Origin of the sequence: Mucilaginibacter kameinonensis, assembly GCF_003675385.1 — a bacterium.
Classification (GTDB): Bacteria; Bacteroidota; Bacteroidia; order Sphingobacteriales; family Sphingobacteriaceae; genus Mucilaginibacter; species Mucilaginibacter kameinonensis.
On sequence record NZ_RCWZ01000004.1, the window covers coordinates 696,080 to 716,421 of the forward strand.

Annotated in this window: 21 protein-coding genes; 11 read left to right on the plus strand and 10 right to left on the minus strand. The window is 42.2% G+C overall.

The genetic code is table 11. From position 1 onward, the window contains the following. Nucleotides 1–154: 154 nt before the first annotated feature. The 4 genes from EAH55_RS21075 to EAH55_RS21090 all read right to left on the minus strand — a co-directional run bounded on the left by EAH55_RS21075 (nt 155) and on the right by EAH55_RS21090 (nt 4,404). Nucleotides 155–727, minus strand: coding sequence for a MarC family protein (locus tag EAH55_RS21075; RefSeq protein ID WP_090528400.1), 573 nt, complete (start codon nt 725–727; stop codon nt 155–157). Nucleotides 728–739: 12 nt separating this feature from the next. Continuing rightward, entirely contained in the window at nt 740–1,903 is a 1,164-nt protein-coding gene (locus EAH55_RS21080) for an MFS transporter (RefSeq protein ID WP_121811413.1), read from the minus strand. Between the two features lie 95 nt (nt 1,904–1,998). After that, nucleotides 1,999–3,555, minus strand: a complete 1,557-nt coding sequence (locus EAH55_RS21085) for an amino acid permease (protein WP_121811414.1) — start codon at nt 3,553–3,555, stop codon at nt 1,999–2,001. Between the two features lie 489 nt (nt 3,556–4,044). Next, entirely contained in the window at nt 4,045–4,404 is a 360-nt protein-coding gene (locus EAH55_RS21090) for a hypothetical protein (protein ID WP_112575985.1), read from the minus strand. Nucleotides 4,405–4,554: 150 nt separating this feature from the next. On the opposite strand from EAH55_RS21090, the gene EAH55_RS21095 reads away from it, so the two are divergent. Both EAH55_RS21095 and EAH55_RS21100 read left to right on the plus strand, forming a co-directional pair. Continuing rightward, nucleotides 4,555–4,893, plus strand: coding sequence for a single-stranded DNA-binding protein (locus EAH55_RS21095; RefSeq protein WP_121811415.1), 339 nt, complete (start codon nt 4,555–4,557; stop codon nt 4,891–4,893). Between the two features lie 271 nt (nt 4,894–5,164). Further along, the gene (locus EAH55_RS21100; protein ID WP_121811416.1) at nt 5,165–5,641 is read left to right on the plus strand and encodes a hypothetical protein; all 477 of its coding nucleotides are present in this window, start codon (nt 5,165–5,167) and stop codon (nt 5,639–5,641) included. 21 nt (nt 5,642–5,662) lie between these two features. Here EAH55_RS21100 and EAH55_RS21105 read toward each other — a convergent pair whose 3' ends face one another. The 5 genes from EAH55_RS21105 to EAH55_RS21125 all read right to left on the minus strand — a co-directional run bounded on the left by EAH55_RS21105 (nt 5,663) and on the right by EAH55_RS21125 (nt 11,489). After that, nucleotides 5,663–6,331, minus strand: a complete 669-nt coding sequence (locus EAH55_RS21105; RefSeq protein ID WP_121811417.1) for a DUF6624 domain-containing protein — start codon at nt 6,329–6,331, stop codon at nt 5,663–5,665. Continuing rightward, complete coding sequence (locus tag EAH55_RS21110; RefSeq protein ID WP_121811418.1) at nt 6,324–7,757, minus strand: PAS domain S-box protein; 1,434 nt, start codon at nt 7,755–7,757, stop codon at nt 6,324–6,326. Before EAH55_RS21110 ends, EAH55_RS21105 begins: the two co-directional genes overlap by 8 nt. A 65-nt stretch (nt 7,758–7,822) precedes the next feature. Next, entirely contained in the window at nt 7,823–8,527 is a 705-nt protein-coding gene (locus tag EAH55_RS21115) for an SDR family NAD(P)-dependent oxidoreductase (protein WP_121811419.1), read from the minus strand. Nucleotides 8,528–8,645: 118 nt separating this feature from the next. Beyond that, complete coding sequence (locus EAH55_RS21120; protein ID WP_121811420.1) at nt 8,646–10,427, minus strand: aromatic amino acid hydroxylase; 1,782 nt, start codon at nt 10,425–10,427, stop codon at nt 8,646–8,648. Nucleotides 10,428–10,529: 102 nt separating this feature from the next. Beyond that, a complete protein-coding gene (locus EAH55_RS21125) occupies nt 10,530–11,489 on the minus strand; it encodes a lysylphosphatidylglycerol synthase transmembrane domain-containing protein (protein ID WP_121811421.1) in 960 nt (319 codons plus the stop codon). A gap of 246 nt (nt 11,490–11,735) precedes the next feature. On the opposite strand from EAH55_RS21125, the gene EAH55_RS21130 reads away from it, so the two are divergent. The 3 genes from EAH55_RS21130 to EAH55_RS21145 all read left to right on the plus strand — a co-directional run bounded on the left by EAH55_RS21130 (nt 11,736) and on the right by EAH55_RS21145 (nt 14,589). Next, a complete protein-coding gene (locus EAH55_RS21130; RefSeq protein ID WP_121811422.1) occupies nt 11,736–12,605 on the plus strand; it encodes a carbon-nitrogen hydrolase in 870 nt (289 codons plus the stop codon). 133 nt (nt 12,606–12,738) lie between these two features. Further along, the gene (locus EAH55_RS21135) at nt 12,739–13,794 is read left to right on the plus strand and encodes an agmatine deiminase family protein (protein WP_121811423.1); all 1,056 of its coding nucleotides are present in this window, start codon (nt 12,739–12,741) and stop codon (nt 13,792–13,794) included. 387 nt (nt 13,795–14,181) lie between these two features. Then, nucleotides 14,182–14,589 (plus strand): LiaF transmembrane domain-containing protein, encoded by a 408-nt coding sequence (locus EAH55_RS21145; protein WP_112575976.1) that lies wholly within the window; start codon nt 14,182–14,184, stop codon nt 14,587–14,589. A gap of 79 nt (nt 14,590–14,668) precedes the next feature. Here the strand turns inward: EAH55_RS21145 and EAH55_RS21150 are convergent, their stop codons facing one another. Beyond that, the gene (locus EAH55_RS21150) at nt 14,669–15,874 is read right to left on the minus strand and encodes a hypothetical protein (protein WP_121811425.1); all 1,206 of its coding nucleotides are present in this window, start codon (nt 15,872–15,874) and stop codon (nt 14,669–14,671) included. Between the two features lie 216 nt (nt 15,875–16,090). Between EAH55_RS21150 and EAH55_RS21155 the strand changes: the two genes are divergently transcribed. From EAH55_RS21155 to EAH55_RS21180, 6 genes are all read left to right on the plus strand, one after another. Continuing rightward, nucleotides 16,091–16,945, plus strand: a complete 855-nt coding sequence (locus EAH55_RS21155; RefSeq protein ID WP_121811426.1) for a LiaF transmembrane domain-containing protein — start codon at nt 16,091–16,093, stop codon at nt 16,943–16,945. Between the two features lie 33 nt (nt 16,946–16,978). Then, a complete protein-coding gene (locus tag EAH55_RS21160) occupies nt 16,979–17,314 on the plus strand; it encodes a DUF4288 domain-containing protein (protein ID WP_121811427.1) in 336 nt (111 codons plus the stop codon). Nucleotides 17,315–17,341: 27 nt separating this feature from the next. Next, nucleotides 17,342–18,376, plus strand: coding sequence for a sensor histidine kinase (locus tag EAH55_RS21165; protein ID WP_223818127.1), 1,035 nt, complete (start codon nt 17,342–17,344; stop codon nt 18,374–18,376). Beyond that, entirely contained in the window at nt 18,373–19,119 is a 747-nt protein-coding gene (locus EAH55_RS21170) for a LytR/AlgR family response regulator transcription factor (protein ID WP_112575973.1), read from the plus strand. Before EAH55_RS21165 ends, EAH55_RS21170 begins: the two co-directional genes overlap by 4 nt. 199 nt (nt 19,120–19,318) lie before the next feature. Further along, nucleotides 19,319–20,017: a L,D-transpeptidase family protein gene (locus EAH55_RS21175; RefSeq protein WP_121811428.1), complete on the plus strand. Its 699-nt coding sequence runs from the start codon at nt 19,319–19,321 to the stop codon at nt 20,015–20,017. 41 nt (nt 20,018–20,058) lie between these two features. Next, nucleotides 20,059–20,340: a hypothetical protein gene (locus tag EAH55_RS21180; RefSeq protein ID WP_121811429.1), complete on the plus strand. Its 282-nt coding sequence runs from the start codon at nt 20,059–20,061 to the stop codon at nt 20,338–20,340. Nucleotides 20,341–20,342: the final 2 nt, after the last annotated feature.

Sequence of the window (20,342 nt, forward strand, 5' to 3'; positions counted from 1 at the left end):
CGAGCGAAGCGTGGCAATCTCGTCGCCAATGCATGTTCGCCCTGTAGAGCTACGAGATTGCTTCGTCGTTCCTCCTCGCAATGACATGGTTTTTATTTCAACAAACGCTATCGCTCGGCTCCCGCCGAGCGACAGCGTTTGGATGTACCTTTAACTACAAATGCGTATTACTCCTGAACAGCTTAATCGCTATCGCCAATAGAATAATACCGAATGCCTTGCGTAACACGCTCAATCCTATAGGCCCAAGCAACCTTTCCAGCCATTTTACATTTTTAAGCACCAGGTAAACTACAAGGGTATTCAGCACTATACCTACAAGGATGTTTTGTGTTTGATACTGCGATTTAAGGGAAAGCAGCGTGGTCATGGTTCCTGCGCCGGCTATAAGCGGGAAAGCCAGCGGTACGATAGACGCCGCCTGCGGCAATTCTTCTTTAAAAAAGTCGACACCTAATATCATTTCCATGGCAATGATGAAGATCACCAGTGAGCCAGCGATGGCAAATGACGAAATATCCAGACCTATTACCGCCAGCAGTTCATCTCCTATAAAAAGAAAGGTCACCATAAGCACCAGCACGGCTATACTGGCCTTTTCCGATTCGATGTGACCAACACGTTGCCTCAGCTGAATAATTACCGGTATAGCACCCAAAATATCAATAATAGCAAACAGGATCATCGTAACCGAAATGATCTCCTTAAAAATAAACGGGTGCGGCATGGTGTCTTGAATTTATTCTTTTTTCTTTAACCGGATACTTAGCAGCAAAGCAGCCAAAATATAGCATGAAGATAAGAAGAAAATAGCATGTACCGATAGCAAAGCTGCAAAGCCGGCAGTAACCGGCCCGAGGGTTTGACCAATAGAAGCGTACGATTGGTTGATCCCCAATATTTTGCCTTGTTCTTTATGATCAATATGATCTGCAATTATAGCGTTGAGCATAGGGTTTCGCAAGCCATTGAAAAGGCCATAAATACAAATACCGATGACAAAAGGAATAAAATGATTGGTGAGCCCCGTTACAAACATTGCAGCGAGACAAAGCAGCGTAGAGAGCATCAGAATTGTTGATTTGGACGAGAACCATTTGGTAAACAACGGCACGCAGAGCTGCATGATAATGCCACTTACACCAAACCCCGCATATAAAATACCAATCTGGGTAGGATTGATTTGCAATACATCAACAGTAAAAGTTTGAAAACCGATGATCATGGTAAACTGCGCCATGGTAAGCATAAAACCCGTAAACACCGCCGTACCAATAAGCGGGCGCTTAAGTGTTGTTGCCAGAGCCGTGAACGAGAATTTAGTTTTTTCCGAATCTCGCTTCGTTTTGTCGGGCGGATTAGTTTCCTTTAAAAAGAACAAGCTGCAGAGTGTGCCGATAAGTGATATGCCCGCCGCGAAATAGAAAGGCACCTGCATACCATACCTGTTCAGCAAACCGCCTATGGCCGGCCCTATCACAAAACCAAACCCAAATGCCGAACTTAGTATCCCGAACCTTTTAGCCCGGTTATCCGGCCCGGCCGTGTCCGATACCATAGCTTGCGCTACAGATACGTTGCCACCGGTAAGTCCGTCCAGGATGCGGGCCGCAAAAAGTATGGCCATACTCCGTGCTTCGGCAAAAAGGATGAAGGAGATACAGGTACCCGCCAGGCTGATCACCAGTAAAGGCTTCCTCCCCCATTTATCGGAAAGGGAGCCCAAAACCGGCGTGGCAAAAAACTGGGCTACCGAAAACGAAGCGGTGAGGATCCCCAACGTTTCGCCGGTAACGCCGAAAGTTTTACCGTATGAGTAAAGTATCGGTACAATGATGCCAAACCCCAGGGAGTTGATAACACAAATAAATACTAATACCCACAGGTTTTTATCGCCCTTCATGAAGCGGTTTTATTGGTTTACAATGTAAAATGGAATGTAACAAAAAAGGTTCTGAAAATTCAGAACCTTTTTTGTTTATGATAACATTGTTATAGTTACTCAACAAATTTAGGATTGATAGGGTTATTGGCACCCTCAACCTTGCCGTGGCGTACGTGTGAACGTTTGATGCTATAGCCGAAGTAAATTACAAAGCCAATCAGTAACCAAACAATAAGCCTTGCCCAGTTTTCCCAGCCCTCGCTTGCAATCATACACAAACAAATGATGGCACCCAGCGGGCAAACTATCATGTAAGCAGGGGTTTTGAACGGACGCACAATATCAGGATCAGTTTTCCTTAAAATTAAGATTCCAATGCATACCAGTACAAATGCGAACAATGTACCTATGCTCACCATATCGCCAACATATTTATCAGGGATAAAACCGGCAAATAATGATACGAACACAAAGAATAACCATTGTGATTTATACGGTGTGCGGAACTTAGGGTGCAACTTTGAAAACACTGAAGGAATTAACCCATCTGTACTCATGGTGTAAAACACGCGGGTTTGGCCCATCAGCATCACCAGGATCACTGAAGAGAAACCTGCAAGTATAGATACAGTAACAAATGAAGCCAACCAGCCATAACCAGGCATAGCTGTCTTAATAGCATAACTTACAGAAGCCTCTTTACCCTGGATAAGGAAATCCTTATATGAAACCAAGCCGGTTAACACGTGTGAAAACAAGATATAAAGCACAGTACAAAACACCAATGATATCAAGATACCCTTTGGCATATCTCTCTGTGGGTTTTTAGCTTCCTGCGCAGCGGTTGAAACCGCATCAAAACCGATAAAGGCAAAAAACACAACACTTGCACCACGTAAAACACCGAGCCATCCGTGATTAAATGTATCAGCATAATCAACTACGCCGGCGCTAACTTTGATCTTACCGGCATCGGCAGGAATAGTATAAGGCGTGTGGAAAGCCGGATTAATAAAATGCCAGCCTAAACCTATAATTAACAACACGATCGCAACCTTTACAATCACAATAATGTTGTTTACTACTGCCGATTCGGCTGTGCCACGGATTAATAACAGGGTTAGCAGGAACAGGACCAGGATAGCCGGCAGGTTAATAATACCTCTTGTACCAAATTCGGCGGCATACATACCTGTGGAAGTATTTGAAACCTCCATAAACGAGTGTGACCACGCGTATGGTATATGCACGTTAAAGAAAGTTGTTAAAAACTCATTAAAATACTGCGACCAGCCAATAGCAACCGTAGCGGCGCCAAGGGCATATTCAAGCACTAAGTCCCAACCAATGATCCAGGCAATAAACTCGCCCATGGTAGCATAAGAGTAGGTATAAGCAGATCCTGCAATAGGGATCATACTTGCAAATTCGGCATAGCATAAACCAGCCAGCGCGCAACCTGCGGCTGCTATAAGGAAGGAAATGGTAACCGCAGGTCCGGCGTGTTCACCTGCCGCAGCTGCCGTACGAACAAAAATACCGGCACCTATAATTGCGCCGATACCGAGTGCTATAAGTGAGCCAACGCCTAAGGTTCTCTTAAGCGATTTCTCTGTTTCTGCCGAAGCAGCCATTAGTTGAGCAATCGGTTTCTTAATAAATAATTTCATTTTAAATTAGTAAGATCAGTCAAAAATTAAAAATTTACATTTCCCCAAACGTACTTAAATTTATTGATAACATAAAGAGCCGAATGAAACAACAGTTAAGTATTAATTATCAAAATATTAAACTGTTAAATGCTATTAAATCTATAGAGATTGAGACTATGCATTGATATTTTACCGCTCAGATAGTTGTTTAAACCGGTAACTTAAAGGATAATTACGATTTTCTATTCTCCAAAAACAGATTTGTGGGAGTAATCTTAGATTTTACCGGGCTTACATCCGCGCTTAAATCGGTTTGAGCGATTCAGCAGGTATTTTAGGATTTAAAAATTATTGATTTTTGTCTGAACCCGGATTCTTGGGATTAATGGATTTCCGGGATTCCTGCCGCCCAAACATAGCAGAAGTACTGCAACTGCTAACTATAAACTGCCCACTTAAACTGCTACTGCAAACTGCCACTGCTACTAAAAAAACTGCTAACTGAAATTATTCCCCTTCCCTTTTCACCAGCAACACCTCATCATTATCTAACAGCAGGTAACCGTATTCATAATTAAAAAAATACGTTGATCCGGTTTTGGTTTGGTAGATGCTGGTGATATGGTCAAAATCAAAACCTTTTGCGGTAAGTTTTTTACGGGTTGTTTTGGTTTTGCCTGTTGGGTTCAGTTCTTCCAGTATGCGGCGGTTACGGCGCAGGATATTATTGATATTACGCACCAGGTTATAACTGTTACTATTGAGTTGATTGTTATAATTATTGCGGCACAGATCGTTACAAAACTTTTTGTCGGCACGGCCTTGTAACGGCGTACCGCAATCTAAGCATACTCTTTCCTGGTTCATAGTATAAAGGTAACGATTAATTTATCCGTTTGCAAACGCTTACAAACGGATACTATCGACTATAAACGGTTATTATCCGGCTAATTTTTCCTGTCCTCCCCACCTTTGTATCGTTAACTCAAACAACATTAAACAGTAAATATTAAAACGATGAACTCATTAAGAAACAGTGTACGCCTGGTAGGTAACTTAGGTATGGACCCGGAAGTAAAAGTATTTGACAGCAATAAAAAAATGGTGCGCCTTTCCATCGCCACCAACGAGAGCTATAAGAACGATAAAGGCGAAAAGATAACCGACACCCAATGGCATAACCTCGTTTTCTGGGGACCACAAGCCAGCCTTGCCGAAGACCTGCTTAAAAAAGGCGATGAATTGGCTATTGAAGGTAAACTTACCAACCGCAACTATACCGACAAAGATGGCATTAAACGCTACGTGTCAGAAATAGTAGTGAACGAATTTTTAAAGGTGGGCGCCAAAGGCTGAAGAGCGAAGGGCGAGGTGCCTAAGACTACGGGACATTGGCGGGTAAAACCTGTGAACGCAGTTGGTTTGGTATCTCCAAAAGATGAATAACAACAAATAATAGTTAATTAAAACACTGATGATATAAAATACTGATGATAAATCAATGTAACAGATTGCCGTTTATATTAAATTTTCGAGTCGGTCACTTTTGATTTATCATCACAAATTTTTCAATTACGAATACAATAGAAAAAGTATCTTCGCAATAGTTCTTAAAACACCTGAATACATGTTAAAGCTATATAGAAAAGATGCCGAAATCATAAACTACTGGGAGACCTGGGATAAAGATGATAAAACGGGGTTGATTCATTGGGGAATTGTCGGCGAAGTAGGGCAAAGCGAAGAAATTAAGTCAGGCTTACTATCTAACTTTCACAAAAAAATTCAAACTATCATAAATAAAAAAATAGAAGAAGGCTACAGGCAAATCGATATAGATGATCACTATACTCTTTTAGTCGAATATCTGGTTGAAGGTATGGGAACGGCGGAAGATATTGACAAAAGGACGAGACTTCAAAATAAAATGGATGAGGTTTTAGGATGGACTGGCCTTGGACATTGCGATGGCGGCAGTATCGGTAGTGACACTATGGAAGTTTGTTGCTTAGTGGTAGATTTTAATTTAGCTAAAACGGTAATTGAAAGATCTTTGCAAAACACCGAATTTGCAAACTACACACGGATTTATAACGAAAACTAATAACGGAGGGAATCAGAGTAGCTATTTAACTTCCTGCTCATGAACTATCTTCTCTATCTCCGGCAGTTGCCTTTTATATTCCTCAGCATCCCAGTTTTTAGCGTAATCTTTCATTGGCTGCATGCCCATGACTTTGCGTCGCTCATCCAGATGGTCAACGTCGGCAACAGGATAAATATATGTTTTGCCGGTTTGTTTGTCGGTAAATCCCTGGCTCCCGTAAACTTGCTTTTTGCCGGTCCGCATGTTGATCCTGTCTTCAAGGATAGCCAGGTTGCTTGACAGGATCTCACCGTTTTTCTCTGCTGTCCGGATCATCGGCAGATAGTTTTGCTGTGTTTGCAAATCGGCATGTTGAATTACCAGGAACAGGGCCTGGCTGCCTGTAATGCCCACCTTTTGCGGACCTAACCAACCATATTTTGTTAATATCGTGTTTACCCTGATCAAATTTTGGCTATCCGTATTACGCATAATCTTTTGCAGGCTATCAACAATATTGACTTGCGCATTATCCCTTTTTGCCTGCAGATATTTTATTCTCACCGATTGATCTGATTGGAAAATGGTATCCAAAATAGTCATTAAAGGCTTGTTTAATTTACTGCTGTCAATAGTGAATGAGGTAACCTGGGCATATGAGATATTGCTCAACAATAGAAAAACACTTATGATAAAAAGCCTATGCATCAGCCCCAAAAGCTTTGATAAAGGCCGTTCTTTCCACAATAGAATGGATAACCCCATCAAGTTGTTGTGATGTTGTATCAATGTGTTCGATGATCTCTTTATTGAGCGGATTTTGCAGGTCATCGTTATCAAATAAATTAACCAAACCTAAAATAGTGGCTACCGGCTTACGTAATTCGTGTGAGCTGATATTGGCGATAGTTTGCAGCCGGTTATTCTGTTCACGGATATTGTCTTCCGTTTTTTTGCTTTCTATTAACACCCTGAGGATGTTAACTGTACGCTCTATGATGCTTTGCTCATCATTGCTTGGCTCACGTGTTTCATGATAATAGATGCCAAACACGGCCAAAACTTTTGATCCTTTTGAGCTCATTACCGGGGTAGACCAGCAGGCTTTTAAACCGTAAGGCCTTACCATATGTGCATAATTATCCCAAAGCGGGTTGTTTTCTATGTCGCTTACAATTACCTGTTCCCGATGGTACACCGCCCTGCCACATGAGCCGATATCCGGGCCCACAGGCAGCCCTTCGAGCAAATCGCAATAAGCCTGTGACAAGCGCGGAGCTGCCAGTACATGCATTTTTTCCTGTTGCTCATCAACTTCCAGTACCGAGCATACCATATCCGGAAAAATCCGCTCAATACCCCGCAATAATTCACGCGTAGTTTGCCCAAGTGTATATTGCGCAGTAGCATTTAACTCCAGCACTGCTTTTTCAAGCTCCAAAACCCATTCCTGCATCTTGATCTCCGTGATATCGCGGATAAAAATGGCTAACTGGTTTTTATAAGGATAAACGTTGATGCGTAACCAGCCATTGGATTTGGTATTGAGATATTGCACTTGTATAGATCGTCTCTCGGTTAACGATAACTGGAACTCGTTAGCAACGCGTTCACTCAAGCCCAGGTTTTCTATCTGCATAAAATTAGCCTCTTTCACCTCTTCAACACTTAAGTTGGTCATGGCGTGAAAGGCTGGATTAAACGCAGTAATGTTCCAGAACGAGTCTAATACGGCAAAACCTTCGTTAAGGCCCTGAATGGTATGCTGAACTATATCATTTTCCGGCTGCCCCACCATACCGGCAAGGGTATTACCGCTTGAATAAATGAGGTTATCATCCTCATTTAATATTACCGACCAGATAATGCTGAAATAACACCCGTCTTTGGCCTTTACCCGGCTTTGATAACCTACCAGCTTTTTATGAAGCAGGAGGCTGGCCTGAGATTCGGCCTGGCGTTCCTTATCGGCAGGGTGACAAATAGATGCGATATTTAAACCTGCTAAATCCTGATCGGTATAGTTAAATGTATTTCGAAACGCGTAATTGGTATGAAGGATCACACCATTCATATCCATGACAAAAAAAATGTCTTTCGAATGAGTAAAAAGTGATGTAAACCTGGTGTCCATTAGCTAAAAGCATAACATATTTATAATAACTAAGTTATAAAAATGTTTGCAATATTATTCAATATTCATGGAGTAGTTGCTGCTACAGGTATTATTTTTCCGTTAAAAAATTTACTACCGGTTAATGCGAAGTCGGCAATATATTTTCCCATTTCAAAAGCCATCACCGGCGATTCATACCCTGGAAAGGCCTGTTCCAGCATCTCGGTTTGTGCCGATCCTAAAGCCAAACAGTTTACTTTAACCCCCTGTTCTGTTAGCTCCTGCGCCAAACATTCTGTTAGTGTATGTAAAGCTGATTTACTTGCTGAGTAAGCCGCAAGGCCCGGAAATTTAGCACTCCCCTGGAAACCACCCATACTGCCGATATTAAGGATATGTGCGCCTGCAGGCATTAAAGGCAACAGTGACTGAATCGCCCTTACATGACCAATAAAGTTGCTTTGCAGCATCTCTACAAAGTCCGACTCAAGCAATTGGGCAAATGGCTTATTGATAAGCACCCCGGCGTTGTTGATCAAAATATCAACCCGGTTATCAAAATGTGATGCTATGAAATGCTGCAAGCCTTCGTAATCGTCATGCACAATATCAAATTTCAGGGCAAACAACTGGCAATCGGGATTTAAGCCATGAGCTATTTCCAGCAAACGTTCCAGTTTATCCTGTGAGCGGGCCAAAGCAATTACTTTATGGCTGCCCGATAGTATCAGTTCAATTACGGCTTCAAAGCCCACGCCACTACTGGCGCCGGTTATTATAATGTTCATATGCCCCCTACCCCCTAAAGGGGGAATAATTGTTTGTTATTAATTTTATTTCCAAACGTCATTGCTTCGTACCTCGCAATGACGTTTGATTTAATACCCCTAAGATGGTAAATCAACGCTAAACTACCAATTTTTGCTCAACCGGGTGCTTGATCAGGTAAAAACCATCGCTGATGAGTTTGCCGTATTCAGGCTCGCTACTTCCTTTTTGCTCCAGAAAATGTTTGATCTCGGTGGCTAATACGGGCTCTGCTTTTTCATGATCCAGTATTTCAAGGATCTCGAGGGCGCAAAGCCAGTCGTCATGATGGTCTTTTTGCAATTGCTGCCAAACGTTGCCTAAAAATCCGTAGTCGCCATGGTTAATGCGGCAATCACGCACCTGCTGGTAAAGCCGGTGCAGTTCTTTGGTCTTATGGTCGTGCACAGCATGGTGGGTTTCTGTTTTTGATTTATAAACAATGGTTTCGTAAGCCTCCCTATCGGCCGCGCCGCAAAATACTGAAACAATTTCTTCACCAACAGCCATATCATAAACACCCCATGCCGGATCAAACAATATCGTTCCCTTATTATCAGTAACGGTTACATCGTTAAAAGTGACCAAGCAAATTCTACCATCCACAGAAAGCACATTTTTCACAACGCCACTTACCGTTATGCCACTTTCAAAAAGTAATTCTGTTCTGTTACCATTTACTATGCCGGCTGCTTTTAAATCTTCTTCCGAAAAATTCTCTAAAGCAAGGTCAGGGCTATTCTTCAGTTTACCAACCGGCGAACTGAAACCATCTTTATGATAGTCTTTTCCTTGGCCTTTTAACTGTTTGTTATTAAATGCCAAAGCAGTAGGGCCGGTTGTTTTGATAAAATAAGGTTTCCCACCGGCACTTGTTTTAAAATCGGTAATGGTACCGGAAACCTGCAAGCCCGAGCTGTAAACCGCGGTACAGGTATTTTTGCTCTCTACAGCTTTATTTAAACCGTAAGCCCCACCCTTTCTGAATGACATGGTATCGGCAAACTCTTCCAGTACATTGATCAGGTTCTGAAAATCGGGGGTTACAAAAAGCTGAGGTTGTGGCTTAGTAATATCATATGAATACTTAACAGCATCAATAGTATACCACAACTTTTCAACATTCTTATTCATACAGGTGGAGCTTTCACCGATGGATGAAAGCAAGCCTGCCCCATAGATCTTTGGCTGCTCCAGTGTTCCGATCAGGCCGTACTCTACCGTCCACCAATGTAAACGGCTCAATAAGGCCATTTCCGAAGGCTCGCCTATGTTTTCCTGGCAATAGGTTACAAGCGCTTCGGCCTTGATGATCTCCTGTTCATCGGCATCGGGCATTTCTTTTAATATCGATAAAGCCCTGATAGCTTCGTACAACTCGAAGTCCTGTGCCGAAAACATGGCTTTCGCCCCTATCGATCCAAAATAACTCAGATATTCGTGATAGTCCTTATCGGCAATAATAGGCGCATGTCCTGCCGATTCATGGATAATGTCAGGTGCAGGTGTATATTCGATATGTTTTAACTGACGAATATCTGCCGCGATAACCAACACCCTGTAAGCCTGGTACTCCATAAATGCAGCCGGCGGAATAAAACCATCAACAGTAACCGCTCCCCAGCCAATTTTGCCGAGGGCATCATTCATCTCCTGTAAATTGGGGATATGCTCAATGGTCAATCCCGCTTTCTGCAGGCCGGGTATGTACGGATAGTAAGCTACATCTTTCAGATAGCTATAATTCTGACGCATAACGTAACGCCACACCGCATGGTCAATAGGTGTATAATGCTCGTAGTGCTGGTCGACTATAAATTGTTTTAAATGACCGGGCAATGCCGCAACCTGCGGATTATTAAAATCATTAAAATGGCTCATTGCTAAACTTGACGATTTATAATATAACGCCAAGTTTAGCAGATGCTTGCCATGAAAACAAGTTTCAGTTTATTATTACGAAATTAAATTTTAAACAGAATATTATTCTTCTATTGGGTGATTTTCCATTTTTGGTTCTTCGCCTTTTTTAAGATTGCCATCCAAACGCTTAGGAACAAGCACGTAATACACGCCTAATAAAGCCACAATAATAGAGATGAGATAAAACCCGAAACTCAGGTAAACAGCCATGTCTTCGGCTAAATTAAACTGACGGGCTAAGGTAAGGAACAACGCGTCGCGGATACCACCACCGCCTAAACTAAACGGAATAATTGCCGCTAAGGATGAGAAAAGAAACGACAGTAAATACGGAGCAAATTTACCGTTGAAATCCTGCGCAAGCAGTAAACAAACAATGGTAAGCAATTGCATGCTTTGTACACCTATGGCTTTTAAATGCGCCTGCACAAAGTTGTGGGTATATTCTTTAAAAAACTTACGGGCTACAAAGTAATAGATCACCGAACCAACCGACACTATGCCAAGCGGCCAACCCAGGTGATAAGGAAAACTCGGTATTAATATAACCAAACCCACTACAATGGCACCAATGGCCCAAAAGCCACTAAGCCTGTCAAACAGGATAGCCCAGAATACTTTTTTTGTAGGCAAATGATAGCGTTTGTGCAGCAGGTAAATTTTGTAGCCATCGCCGCCGATACCGCCGGGCAATAGCACGTTATAGCACAAGCCAAGAAAATACAGGCGAAGGTTAAAACGCCAGTCTAACCGTAAACCAATGGATTTAAAATAACTTAATAACCGCCATGATGAAAAAAACATCGAACCGACATAACAGGCTATAGCAGCGGCTAACCAGGCACGGTTAGCATGAATTAAACGAAATTTTATTTTGGCAAAAGGCACTTTACTGAAAACCCAATAAAGCAAACCGCCGGTTACTACTATGATAAGAATTACTTTTATAACGCCCCAAAGCTTACCTTTCCAGGTTTTATGTTCGGCACCTTCGTCAATGATGTCTTCTGTTTGTGTCATTCGGCTGCAAAGCTATGTTATTTTTTTATTTGGATGTACAGGATAGTCAATTAACAATTTTTCTTCATTTTGTTTTCAGAAACATTAAAAGCAGTAAATCAGCTTATTATTTAAGGCATGCTGTAATTTAAAACCGCAATGGCAATCTCATACCATTGTAATTCTACTTTCAACTCAGTGTAATCATAATATTAAAAGGCTGAAATCCTTGTTACAAAGTGTTACTTTTGCGCAAATTTTTTGAAGATGAGTAAAGTAAAAGTTGGTTTAGTACAAATGAGCTGTACTGCTGATAAACAGCAGAACCTGGAAAAGGCGATTGTTAAAGTAAGGGAAGCTGCTGCTAAAGGCGCGCAAATAGTTTGTTTACAGGAACTTTTCACCTCGCTTTATTTTTGCGATGTAGAAGATTATGACAATTTTAAGCTGGCCGAGGCTATTCCTGGCCCATCAACAGACGAGCTTTCAAAAGTTGCTGCCGAGCTTAATGTAGTAATCATTGCTTCATTATTTGAAAAACGTGCTCAGGGCGTTTATCACAACACTACCGCGGTGCTTGATGCCGACGGAAGCTATTTAGGCAAATATCGCAAAATGCATATCCCTGATGATCCGGGCTTTTACGAAAAATTTTACTTCACCCCTGGTGATCTGGGTTACAAAGTATTCAATACTAAATTTGCCCGTGTAGGCGTATTGATTTGCTGGGACCAATGGTATCCTGAAGCAGCGCGTATCACCGCTTTAATGGGTGCCGATATATTATTTTACCCAACCGCTATCGGCTGGGCTACCACACAAGACGAAGCCACAAATACAGAACAATACAATGCATGGCAAACCATCCAGCGTTCGCACGCGGTAGCTAACGGCATACACGTAGTAAGCGTAAACCGTGTAGGCGAAGAAGCCGGCGTAAAATTCTGGGGCGGTTCATTCTTTGCAAATCCATTTGGTGCAATCATCCACCAAACATCACACAATGATGAGGAAGTAGTAGTACAGGAACTTGATCTGGATAAATCTGATTACTACAGAAGCCACTGGCCGTTTTTACGTGACAGAAGGATCGATTCGTATCATCCGATCACCAAGCGCTTGCTTGACGAGGATTAGCCTTTTCTACATGTCATTGCGAGGAGGTACGACGAAGCAATCGCATGCTATACAGGGCCGCTCTGTATAACATGCGATTGCCGCGCTACGCTCGCAATGACATACAGTTTCTTACATTTGCATTAACCAAATTATGAGCCAACAAATATCAACTATACTCACCCCCGCTTCGCAAGGCTTCTCTTTCCCCGCCGAGTGGGCTAAACATACAGCCACCTGGCTTAGCTGGCCTCATAAAGAGGCTTCGTGGCCGGGCAAAATCGATACCATTTACGCGCCTTACATTGAGTTTATCAAAGTAGTTACCCAAGGCGAACTGGTACGTATCAACGTAGCAAACGAAGACATGAAAGCCTCGGTGATTTTCCAGTTGCAAAACGCCGGCGTTGACCTTAATAAAATAGAGATCTTTGAATTCCCGACTAATGATGCCTGGTGCCGCGACCACGGACCGGCTTTTTTGATCAACCCTACTACAAGGCAAAAAGCTATTGTTGACTGGGGCTATAACGCCTGGGGCGGCAAATACCCCCCTTTTGACCTGGATGATGTGATCCCAACCAAAATAGGCAACCACTTTGGCTTACCGGTATTTAACCCGGGCATTGTGATGGAAGGCGGCTCTGTCGACTTTAATGGCAAAGGCACTATTTTAACTACCACTGCCTGCCTGCTTAACAAAAACCGCAACCCGCAGCTTAACCAGCAGCAGATTGAAAGCTACCTGCAAAACTACTACGGGGCAGAACAGATCCTTTGGTTAGGTGATGGTATTATAGGCGATGATACCGACGGTCATATTGACGATATCACCCGCTTTGTAAACGAGGATACCGTAGTTACCGTTGTTGAGGAAGATAAAAACGATGAGAACTATCACATCCTTCAGGAAAACCTTGAAACGCTGAAAACCATGCGCCTGCTTAACGGCAAACAACTAAACATTGTTGAGTTACCGATGCCCGACGCTGTAGTTTATGAAGATACCCGTTTACCGGCCTCATATGCTAATTTTTATATAGCCAACTCGGCGGTGATAGTGCCTACTTACCGTTCAAAAAACGATGATAAAGCACTTGAGATATTAACCCAATGCTTCCCCGACCGTAAGGTTGTAGGCATTGACAGCACCGACATTATCTGGGGCCTTGGCAGTTTCCATTGCCTGAGCCAGCAGGAACCGGAATAAGCCCATTCAGCCCTCCGCTAAAGGGAGGGCTTTTTGATTAAAAACATTGTCATTTCGACAGAGCAGCGATGGGATTGTGCATCGGGGCGAAAGAGAAATCTTATACGTAATGCATAACTGTCACCCACGCCTTAGCCTTAGAGTAGGGCGTATAAGATTTCTCCTCACGCCATCACACTTCCCTCCACCTGTTCGTTCGAAATGACAATGCGATTTTATCAATACGAATCCCATTCTTCGTTTCTTGCTTCTTGACTTCTTGCCGCTCCGCTTCTTTTTCACCGCCTTTATCCCCTGCTTCACCGACATCTCCCCTTACATCGCCAAGTATTGATTGACCCGCCTGCCGCACTGCTGTAGATTTGGGTAACATTAAAACTTAAAGCGATGAACAACGATATAATAAACACCGAAAACAAAAGAAATGGCAAAATCATGTTAGGAATAATATTACTGGCAGCCGGTGGTTTATTTCTGATAGATCAGCTTAACGCCTTCCTTATTCCCGATTGGCTTTTTAGCTGGCCAATGTGGTTCATAGCCTGGGGCGCTTACATGGGTGCCAAACACGACTTCAAGAAACCATCATGGATCTTTATGATACTGTTAGGCGTAATATTCCTGGTAAACGATAACGTTAACGATGCCGACCGCATAACCTGGCCAATTGCATTGATGCTGCTTGGCACCTGGATAGCCATCAGGCCGGCTAAACAAACCGACAGGGATTTCTGGGAAAAGAACGAAAAAGCCAAACAACACTTTGATTTTGAACAACCCAAAACCGAAGCTTAACTCAATCATCCATCATATATAAATCAAAGCCGGGGCATTTTTAAAAAGCCCGGGCTTTTTGTTTTATCTTATTTAGCAATTACAGACTAACATAATACCACGGCATTTTAAACAGGCCTGGTTTTAAATTTACATAAACTGTATCGCCAACCTTAACCTGGTAGTAAAGTGATTTGGAAACTTCTGTTTCCTCACTTTCTTTCTGTCCCCATTTGCTTAAAGTTAAATCGTACGATGTGTGTTTGCCTGTCGATATCCTTTGACTAAGCACCTGCACTTTATATTCTTTTGGGTTACTATAATCAAAATTGCAATTGATTATAACGGGGGCTGTAAAACCATATAATAATACAAATACCGTTGCGCTGAGCCAGGTTGTTTTGTTTGAACGTGCTTTTTCTTTCGAGCTCATTATTATCCCAAAAAAAGCAGCTCCCAATACAACTATCACTGTAAACGCCGGCAAAAGTATATCTGTTAAATGCATCAATTTAAAATCAGCCAGCACCCTCACCAAAAGCGCAAGTGGTGGAAATATCAACGCCATACTTAAAGATGGGTACACGGCCTGTTTCTTATCCTCAGCATTGTTAAGTGTAACTACATCGCGCTTTAAATAAAAAACAACCATTACCACAAGAGGCCATATTGTGGCAATTAAAACAGCATAATCGTAAGGTGCAGGATGTATAAATAGCCAAAAACACAAAGCAATGCCTCCATAATTAAAGTATGAGCAAAACCGCTTTAATTTTTTCAATTCGGCCAATCGCTCTTCACTACTATAGCCGTAGCTCTCGTCATTTTGTATCTCCTCTATACCTTTTTGTTCCTGTTCGGCATCAAGGTCTTTACAATTTGCTGTTAACCATTGCAATATTTCACCATATTCGGCGAAATAGCTGTAGTCACTTAAAACTATCGCTTTATTTGATTTATCAACAGGGCGTATCGTTATCCTTTTACCCTGAACAGTATCATAACCCTTAATATCATTAATTAACAACTCCCTGCTACTGAAATAGCCCGTCCGTTTTATGCTGTTGTTGGAGATAATTATTTTGCTTGCCTTAAATTCGAGATAAAGATAAAGTCCTAACGTTACCAGCCCAATCCCTATTAATACAAGCCACCAGCTTTTATCGGCGATAGAAGTATAAGCGAGATAAGCGCCACCTATTATCATGGCTACTATGGTGATATATAAGAATATTTTCCATCCGGTGCTGAAGCTGTATTCTTTTTCAAACGTAGTGCCCCTTGAAGGGCTAAATTCCTGTTCCATTTTTATATGATAAGTTTAGTGTGGTTATTTATGGATAAAAAACCGTCACAACATACAAATTTTTATTTTTGCCGAATGTTAAAAAATCAAACACAACTTTTTCACCGCCAAAACATCCCTCTTTACCGATTTCTTTAAATACGTCGCCAGTTTTTGATTGACTCAACTATAATGTTACCTTAGTTTTGGATATGATTTCAATTTGCAGATAATACAATGAACAACGATATAGAACATCCAAAAGATCCCAACAAAGGCAAGTCTGTTGCCGGGATCATTTTACTTGCTGTAGGCGGCATATTGCTGCTTCAGCAATTCCGATTTTTTTTCATACCCGATCATCTTTCCCTATGGCCATTGTGGCTTATTTTCTGGGGCGTATATGTAGGTGCCAAGCATAATTATAAAAAGGCTTCATGGGTAATGCTGGTAGCTTTAGGTGTCATATTCCTGATAACCCAAAACATCAACAACTCCGATCGTATAGTAGGCCCTTTGGCTGTAATTGGCTTTGGCATGTGGTTAATATTAAGGCGCAACAAACATTTTGATCCAAACCAGTGGAAAAACGATTTCAAAGGCGAAAAATGGACAAACTGGGATAAAAAAGAGCCCTTTCAATTTGAAAAGACCGAACCTGTTGACTACACTGTAAAAGACGAAGGCGATCCGGTACCTCCCGTTGATCCGTACGCTCAGAAACAGCAGCAGTATAACACCAAATACTCTGGTGATGATTATATAGATACTGTATCTATTTTTGGCGGGGTTAACAAAACTATTCTTTCCAAACAATTCCGCGGAGGCGATATCGTGAACATATTTGGCGGTGCCGAACTTGATTTTACCCAGGCAGATATCAACGGCAGAATCATCATCGACATTACCCAAATCTTTGGCGGCACTAAAATAATTGTGCCATCAAACTGGCAGGTAGTATCTGACCTTGCGGCTGTTTTTGCCAGTGTTGATGATAAACGCATCAGGAGCACCGCAAGCGTAGGCAGCGAAAAGGTGCTGGTACTTAAAGGTGTATCCATTTTTGCGGGAGTAGATATCCGCAGTTATTAATTAAGGCAGCTAATTACGAAAAGCATAAATAACATGAACTGGTACGTAGCAAAATTAGTTTTCAGGGTGATAAGCGGGGATGGCGATCATCAGGCGCAGTTTGATGAGCAATTAAGGCTGATCAGTGCTGACAGTGAACTGGTGGCTTATGAAAAAGCAAACCGCATAGGTCACGCCAACCAGGATAGCTTTAAGAACATTGAAAAGCAAACCGTTAAATGGCAATTTATAGATGTAGCCGAACTTAACCAGCTTGGCGAACTTACCGATGGCACCGAGTTGTACTACAACATACATGAAACGCCCGACGCTGATTTGTACATTGCTTGGGCGCATCATAAATCGGCCTTATTGGGCGTCAGAAACTAAACCTTAAACCACAGAAAGCAACCCGTTTTGGAAGTCCCATCAATACAATCATCAAAACTATACGCGGCATTTGTAATATGCGGTGTAGCGTGGGCTGCATTGCAAACTTACATCATCCATAGTTTTGGTTTTTTATGGTTCACTGCCGCTACCGATGGCCTGCTTAGCGCAATATTCCTTTCATGTGCCTGCTGGCTTATCAATAATAACTTACGCTACTACCAACCAGGTAAAGGCAGCTACATTAACCTGTTTATTTGGTGCGTAGCGCTTGCAGGGATCTGTACAGCCGGCTGCCGTTACATTTTGCCGTTAATTAACAGCGACACGATCTACACCGGTTTCCTGGCCCAGTCGTTGACCATCCGCTTTTTTACCGACTTTTTGGCGATAGGCTGGATGGCGATGATCAGTTTGTTGTGGTTTTCACAATTGGATCAGAAAGAAACCCTAAAGCGTAAAACCGAGGCCGAGCAACTGGCCCGCGAAGCCGAATTATATAATTTGAGGCAGCAGTTACAGCCACACTTTTTGTTTAACAGCTTAAACTCTATTAACGCGCTTATCGGCTTTAAGCCTGATGAGGCCCGCAGGATGATCCACCAGTTATCTGACTTTTTACGCGGAACACTCAAGAAAGACGATCAGTTACAGGTTAGCTTAACTGAAGAGCTTGCGCACCTCAACTTATACCTCGATATAGAAAAAGTACGCTTTGGTCACCGTTTACAAACTGAAATAAGCTGCGACCCAAAATGCGGAACCGCCATATTACCATCCATGTTGTTACAGCCTTTGGTTGAAAATGCCATTAAATTTGGCCTTTATGATACCATAGGCGAAGTCACCGTGAGCATTCGCGGCGAAATTGAGGATGGCTATCTGAATTTAATGGTACAGAACCCCTACGATCCACAAACATCAAAACCAAAAAAAGGTACAGGTTTTGGTTTGCGGGGAGTGCAACGGCGATTATATTTGCTGTATGCCCGCAATGATTTAATGGAAACCCATGCGAGCGATGATCTGTACACTACCATTATAAAAATACCGCAACTATGAAGCGAGCTTTAATTATTGATGATGAACCTTTAGCCCGCATGGTTGTAAGGGAATACCTGCTTGATTTTAAAGACATTGAACTGATACAGGAATGTAACGATGGCTTTGAAGGTCTTAAAGCTATTCAGCAACACCAGCCCGATTTGGTTTTTTTAGATATCCAGATGCCTAAAATTACCGGCTTTGAAATGCTTGAACTGGTTGAGCAGCCCCCTGCCGTAATATTTGCCACCGCCTTTGATGAATACGCCATAAAAGCTTTTGAAGCACACGCGGTTGATTATTTGTTAAAACCTTTCAGTAAAGAACGCTTTAATAAAGCTGTTGAAAAGTTCCTGGCTACTGCTGCTCCAAAACCGGCAGCTAAGCAAACGGAAGAACTGTTGGAAACCGCAGCCACCCAGTCGCCGGCACAGCATGAGCGTATTGTGGTAAAAACCGGCACCAAGGTGAAAATTATCCCTGTTGCCGATGTTGAATACCTGCAAGCTGATGATGATTATGTAAGCGTGATCACCAAAGAAGGTTCATACCTCAAAAACAAAACCATGAGCTTTTTTGAGCAAACGCTTGACCCTAATCATTTTGTCCGCGTACACCGTTCATACATGGTAGCAATCCCGCAAATCACCCGTATCGATCCATACGAAAAAGACGCGCACCTCGCCATCTTGAAATCCGGCGCCAAGATCCCGGTAAGTAAAACAGGATATGTGAAATTGAAGCAGGTGTTGGGGATATAAATAGTATCCCCAACGTCATTGCGAGGCACGAAGCAATCGCATGCTATACAGAGCGGCTCTGTACCGTTCGCGATTGCTTCGTTCCTCGCAATGACGTGTTAAGAATAGCAGGTTTCAACTACAACATAAAAATCTCCGGCCCCACATAATTTCCTCCCGGCAACTCCGTTAACTACAATTATAGTTAATAACCTGACCAATGCCTAAACTGATCACATTGCTGCTATTAATACTATTATTAGCGCTTCACAAAACCGAAATTCCAGATAGTAAACGTGCCAGCGATGTACGTATTAAAGTTTGGCCCAAGCTTCAGAAAGAGCTTAAAGACAAAGGTCTTGCTCCCTATGGTTCAGTATATCTCCGTATTATCAAAGACATTAGCGTGCTTGAAGTATGGGTAAAATCGGCCAATAAATACCAGCTATTTAAAACTTACGATGTATGCACCTACTCCGGTGGACTGGGTACAAAAACCCGCGACGGTGACGGCAAAAGTCCGGAGGGATTATACACAATTGAACCTAAACAGCTTAATCCGGCAAGTAATTATTATTTGGCTATTAATGTTGGATACCCTAACGTGGTTGATAAAGCCAAGGGCTATACCGGAAGTGCCATTATGGTACATGGACATTGTGCTTCGATTGGCTGTTACGCTATGACTGATGCCCGCATAGAAGAAATTTATACCCTGGTTTACGAAGCGTTTACAGCCGGTCAAAAACAAATCCGGGTTGATATTTTTCCTTTCCGGATGGATGATGCTAATCTAAAGCGCTACGCAGCTTACAAACAAGATGCCTTTTGGCGCTCATTGAAACCAGCGTACGAACTATTTGAAAAAAGACAGCTACCGGTTGATTATCACCTTAAGGGGAAGGATTATGCTTATTGATGATTGATTAAGCTATATTTAACGTCCCGCTTAATCAGCCAATGAAAAAATCACTTATTGACGTTGGAGTATTCCTGCTAAACCTTGCAATGCTAATTGGGTTGCAAATTGTATCTCAATTTGTGGTATTCTTTTTATACGGCGAAGGGGTTTCGGCCGATAAACAATACGATAGATGGGCTATAATATTTGCGGCTATCCAAATTCTGGTCATTATTGTGTTATACCTAAATAAAACGCTTTACCGCAGAATAATTCCTGTAATTTTAAGCATCGCGACGGTAATTATTGCTTGCTTATATATGGTTGTTAATAATAGTTGATC

Bases quoted from the DNA above. Each gene is read 5' to 3' on its own strand.
- EAH55_RS21115 (WP_121811419.1), bottom strand. From the start codon at position 8,527: ATGAACATTATAATAACCGGCGCCAGTAGTGGCGTGGGCTTTGAAGCC.
- EAH55_RS21150 (WP_121811425.1), bottom strand. From the start codon at position 15,874: ATGGAACAGGAATTTAGCCCTTCAAGGGGCACTACGTTTGAAAAAGAA.
- EAH55_RS21090 (WP_112575985.1), bottom strand. From the start codon at position 4,404: ATGAACCAGGAAAGAGTATGCTTAGATTGCGGTACGCCGTTACAAGGC.
- EAH55_RS21175 (WP_121811428.1), top strand. From the start codon at position 19,319: ATGCCTAAACTGATCACATTGCTGCTATTAATACTATTATTAGCGCTT.
- EAH55_RS21160 (WP_121811427.1), top strand. From the start codon at position 16,979: ATGAACTGGTACGTAGCAAAATTAGTTTTCAGGGTGATAAGCGGGGAT.
- EAH55_RS21095 (WP_121811415.1), top strand. From the start codon at position 4,555: ATGAACTCATTAAGAAACAGTGTACGCCTGGTAGGTAACTTAGGTATG.
- EAH55_RS21125 (WP_121811421.1), bottom strand. From the start codon at position 11,489: ATGACACAAACAGAAGACATCATTGACGAAGGTGCCGAACATAAAACC.
- EAH55_RS21155 (WP_121811426.1), top strand. From the start codon at position 16,091: ATGAACAACGATATAGAACATCCAAAAGATCCCAACAAAGGCAAGTCT.
- EAH55_RS21135 (WP_121811423.1), top strand. From the start codon at position 12,739: ATGAGCCAACAAATATCAACTATACTCACCCCCGCTTCGCAAGGCTTC.
- EAH55_RS21130 (WP_121811422.1), top strand. From the start codon at position 11,736: ATGAGTAAAGTAAAAGTTGGTTTAGTACAAATGAGCTGTACTGCTGAT.
- EAH55_RS21105 (WP_121811417.1), bottom strand. From the start codon at position 6,331: ATGCATAGGCTTTTTATCATAAGTGTTTTTCTATTGTTGAGCAATATC.
- EAH55_RS21180 (WP_121811429.1), top strand. From the start codon at position 20,059: ATGAAAAAATCACTTATTGACGTTGGAGTATTCCTGCTAAACCTTGCA.
- EAH55_RS21120 (WP_121811420.1), bottom strand. From the start codon at position 10,427: ATGAGCCATTTTAATGATTTTAATAATCCGCAGGTTGCGGCATTGCCC.
- EAH55_RS21145 (WP_112575976.1), top strand. From the start codon at position 14,182: ATGAACAACGATATAATAAACACCGAAAACAAAAGAAATGGCAAAATC.
- EAH55_RS21100 (WP_121811416.1), top strand. From the start codon at position 5,165: ATGTTAAAGCTATATAGAAAAGATGCCGAAATCATAAACTACTGGGAG.
- EAH55_RS21085 (WP_121811414.1), bottom strand. From the start codon at position 3,555: ATGAAATTATTTATTAAGAAACCGATTGCTCAACTAATGGCTGCTTCG.
- EAH55_RS21170 (WP_112575973.1), top strand. From the start codon at position 18,373: ATGAAGCGAGCTTTAATTATTGATGATGAACCTTTAGCCCGCATGGTT.
- EAH55_RS21110 (WP_121811418.1), bottom strand. From the start codon at position 7,757: ATGGACACCAGGTTTACATCACTTTTTACTCATTCGAAAGACATTTTT.
- EAH55_RS21080 (WP_121811413.1), bottom strand. From the start codon at position 1,903: ATGAAGGGCGATAAAAACCTGTGGGTATTAGTATTTATTTGTGTTATC.
- EAH55_RS21075 (WP_090528400.1), bottom strand. From the start codon at position 727: ATGCCGCACCCGTTTATTTTTAAGGAGATCATTTCGGTTACGATGATC.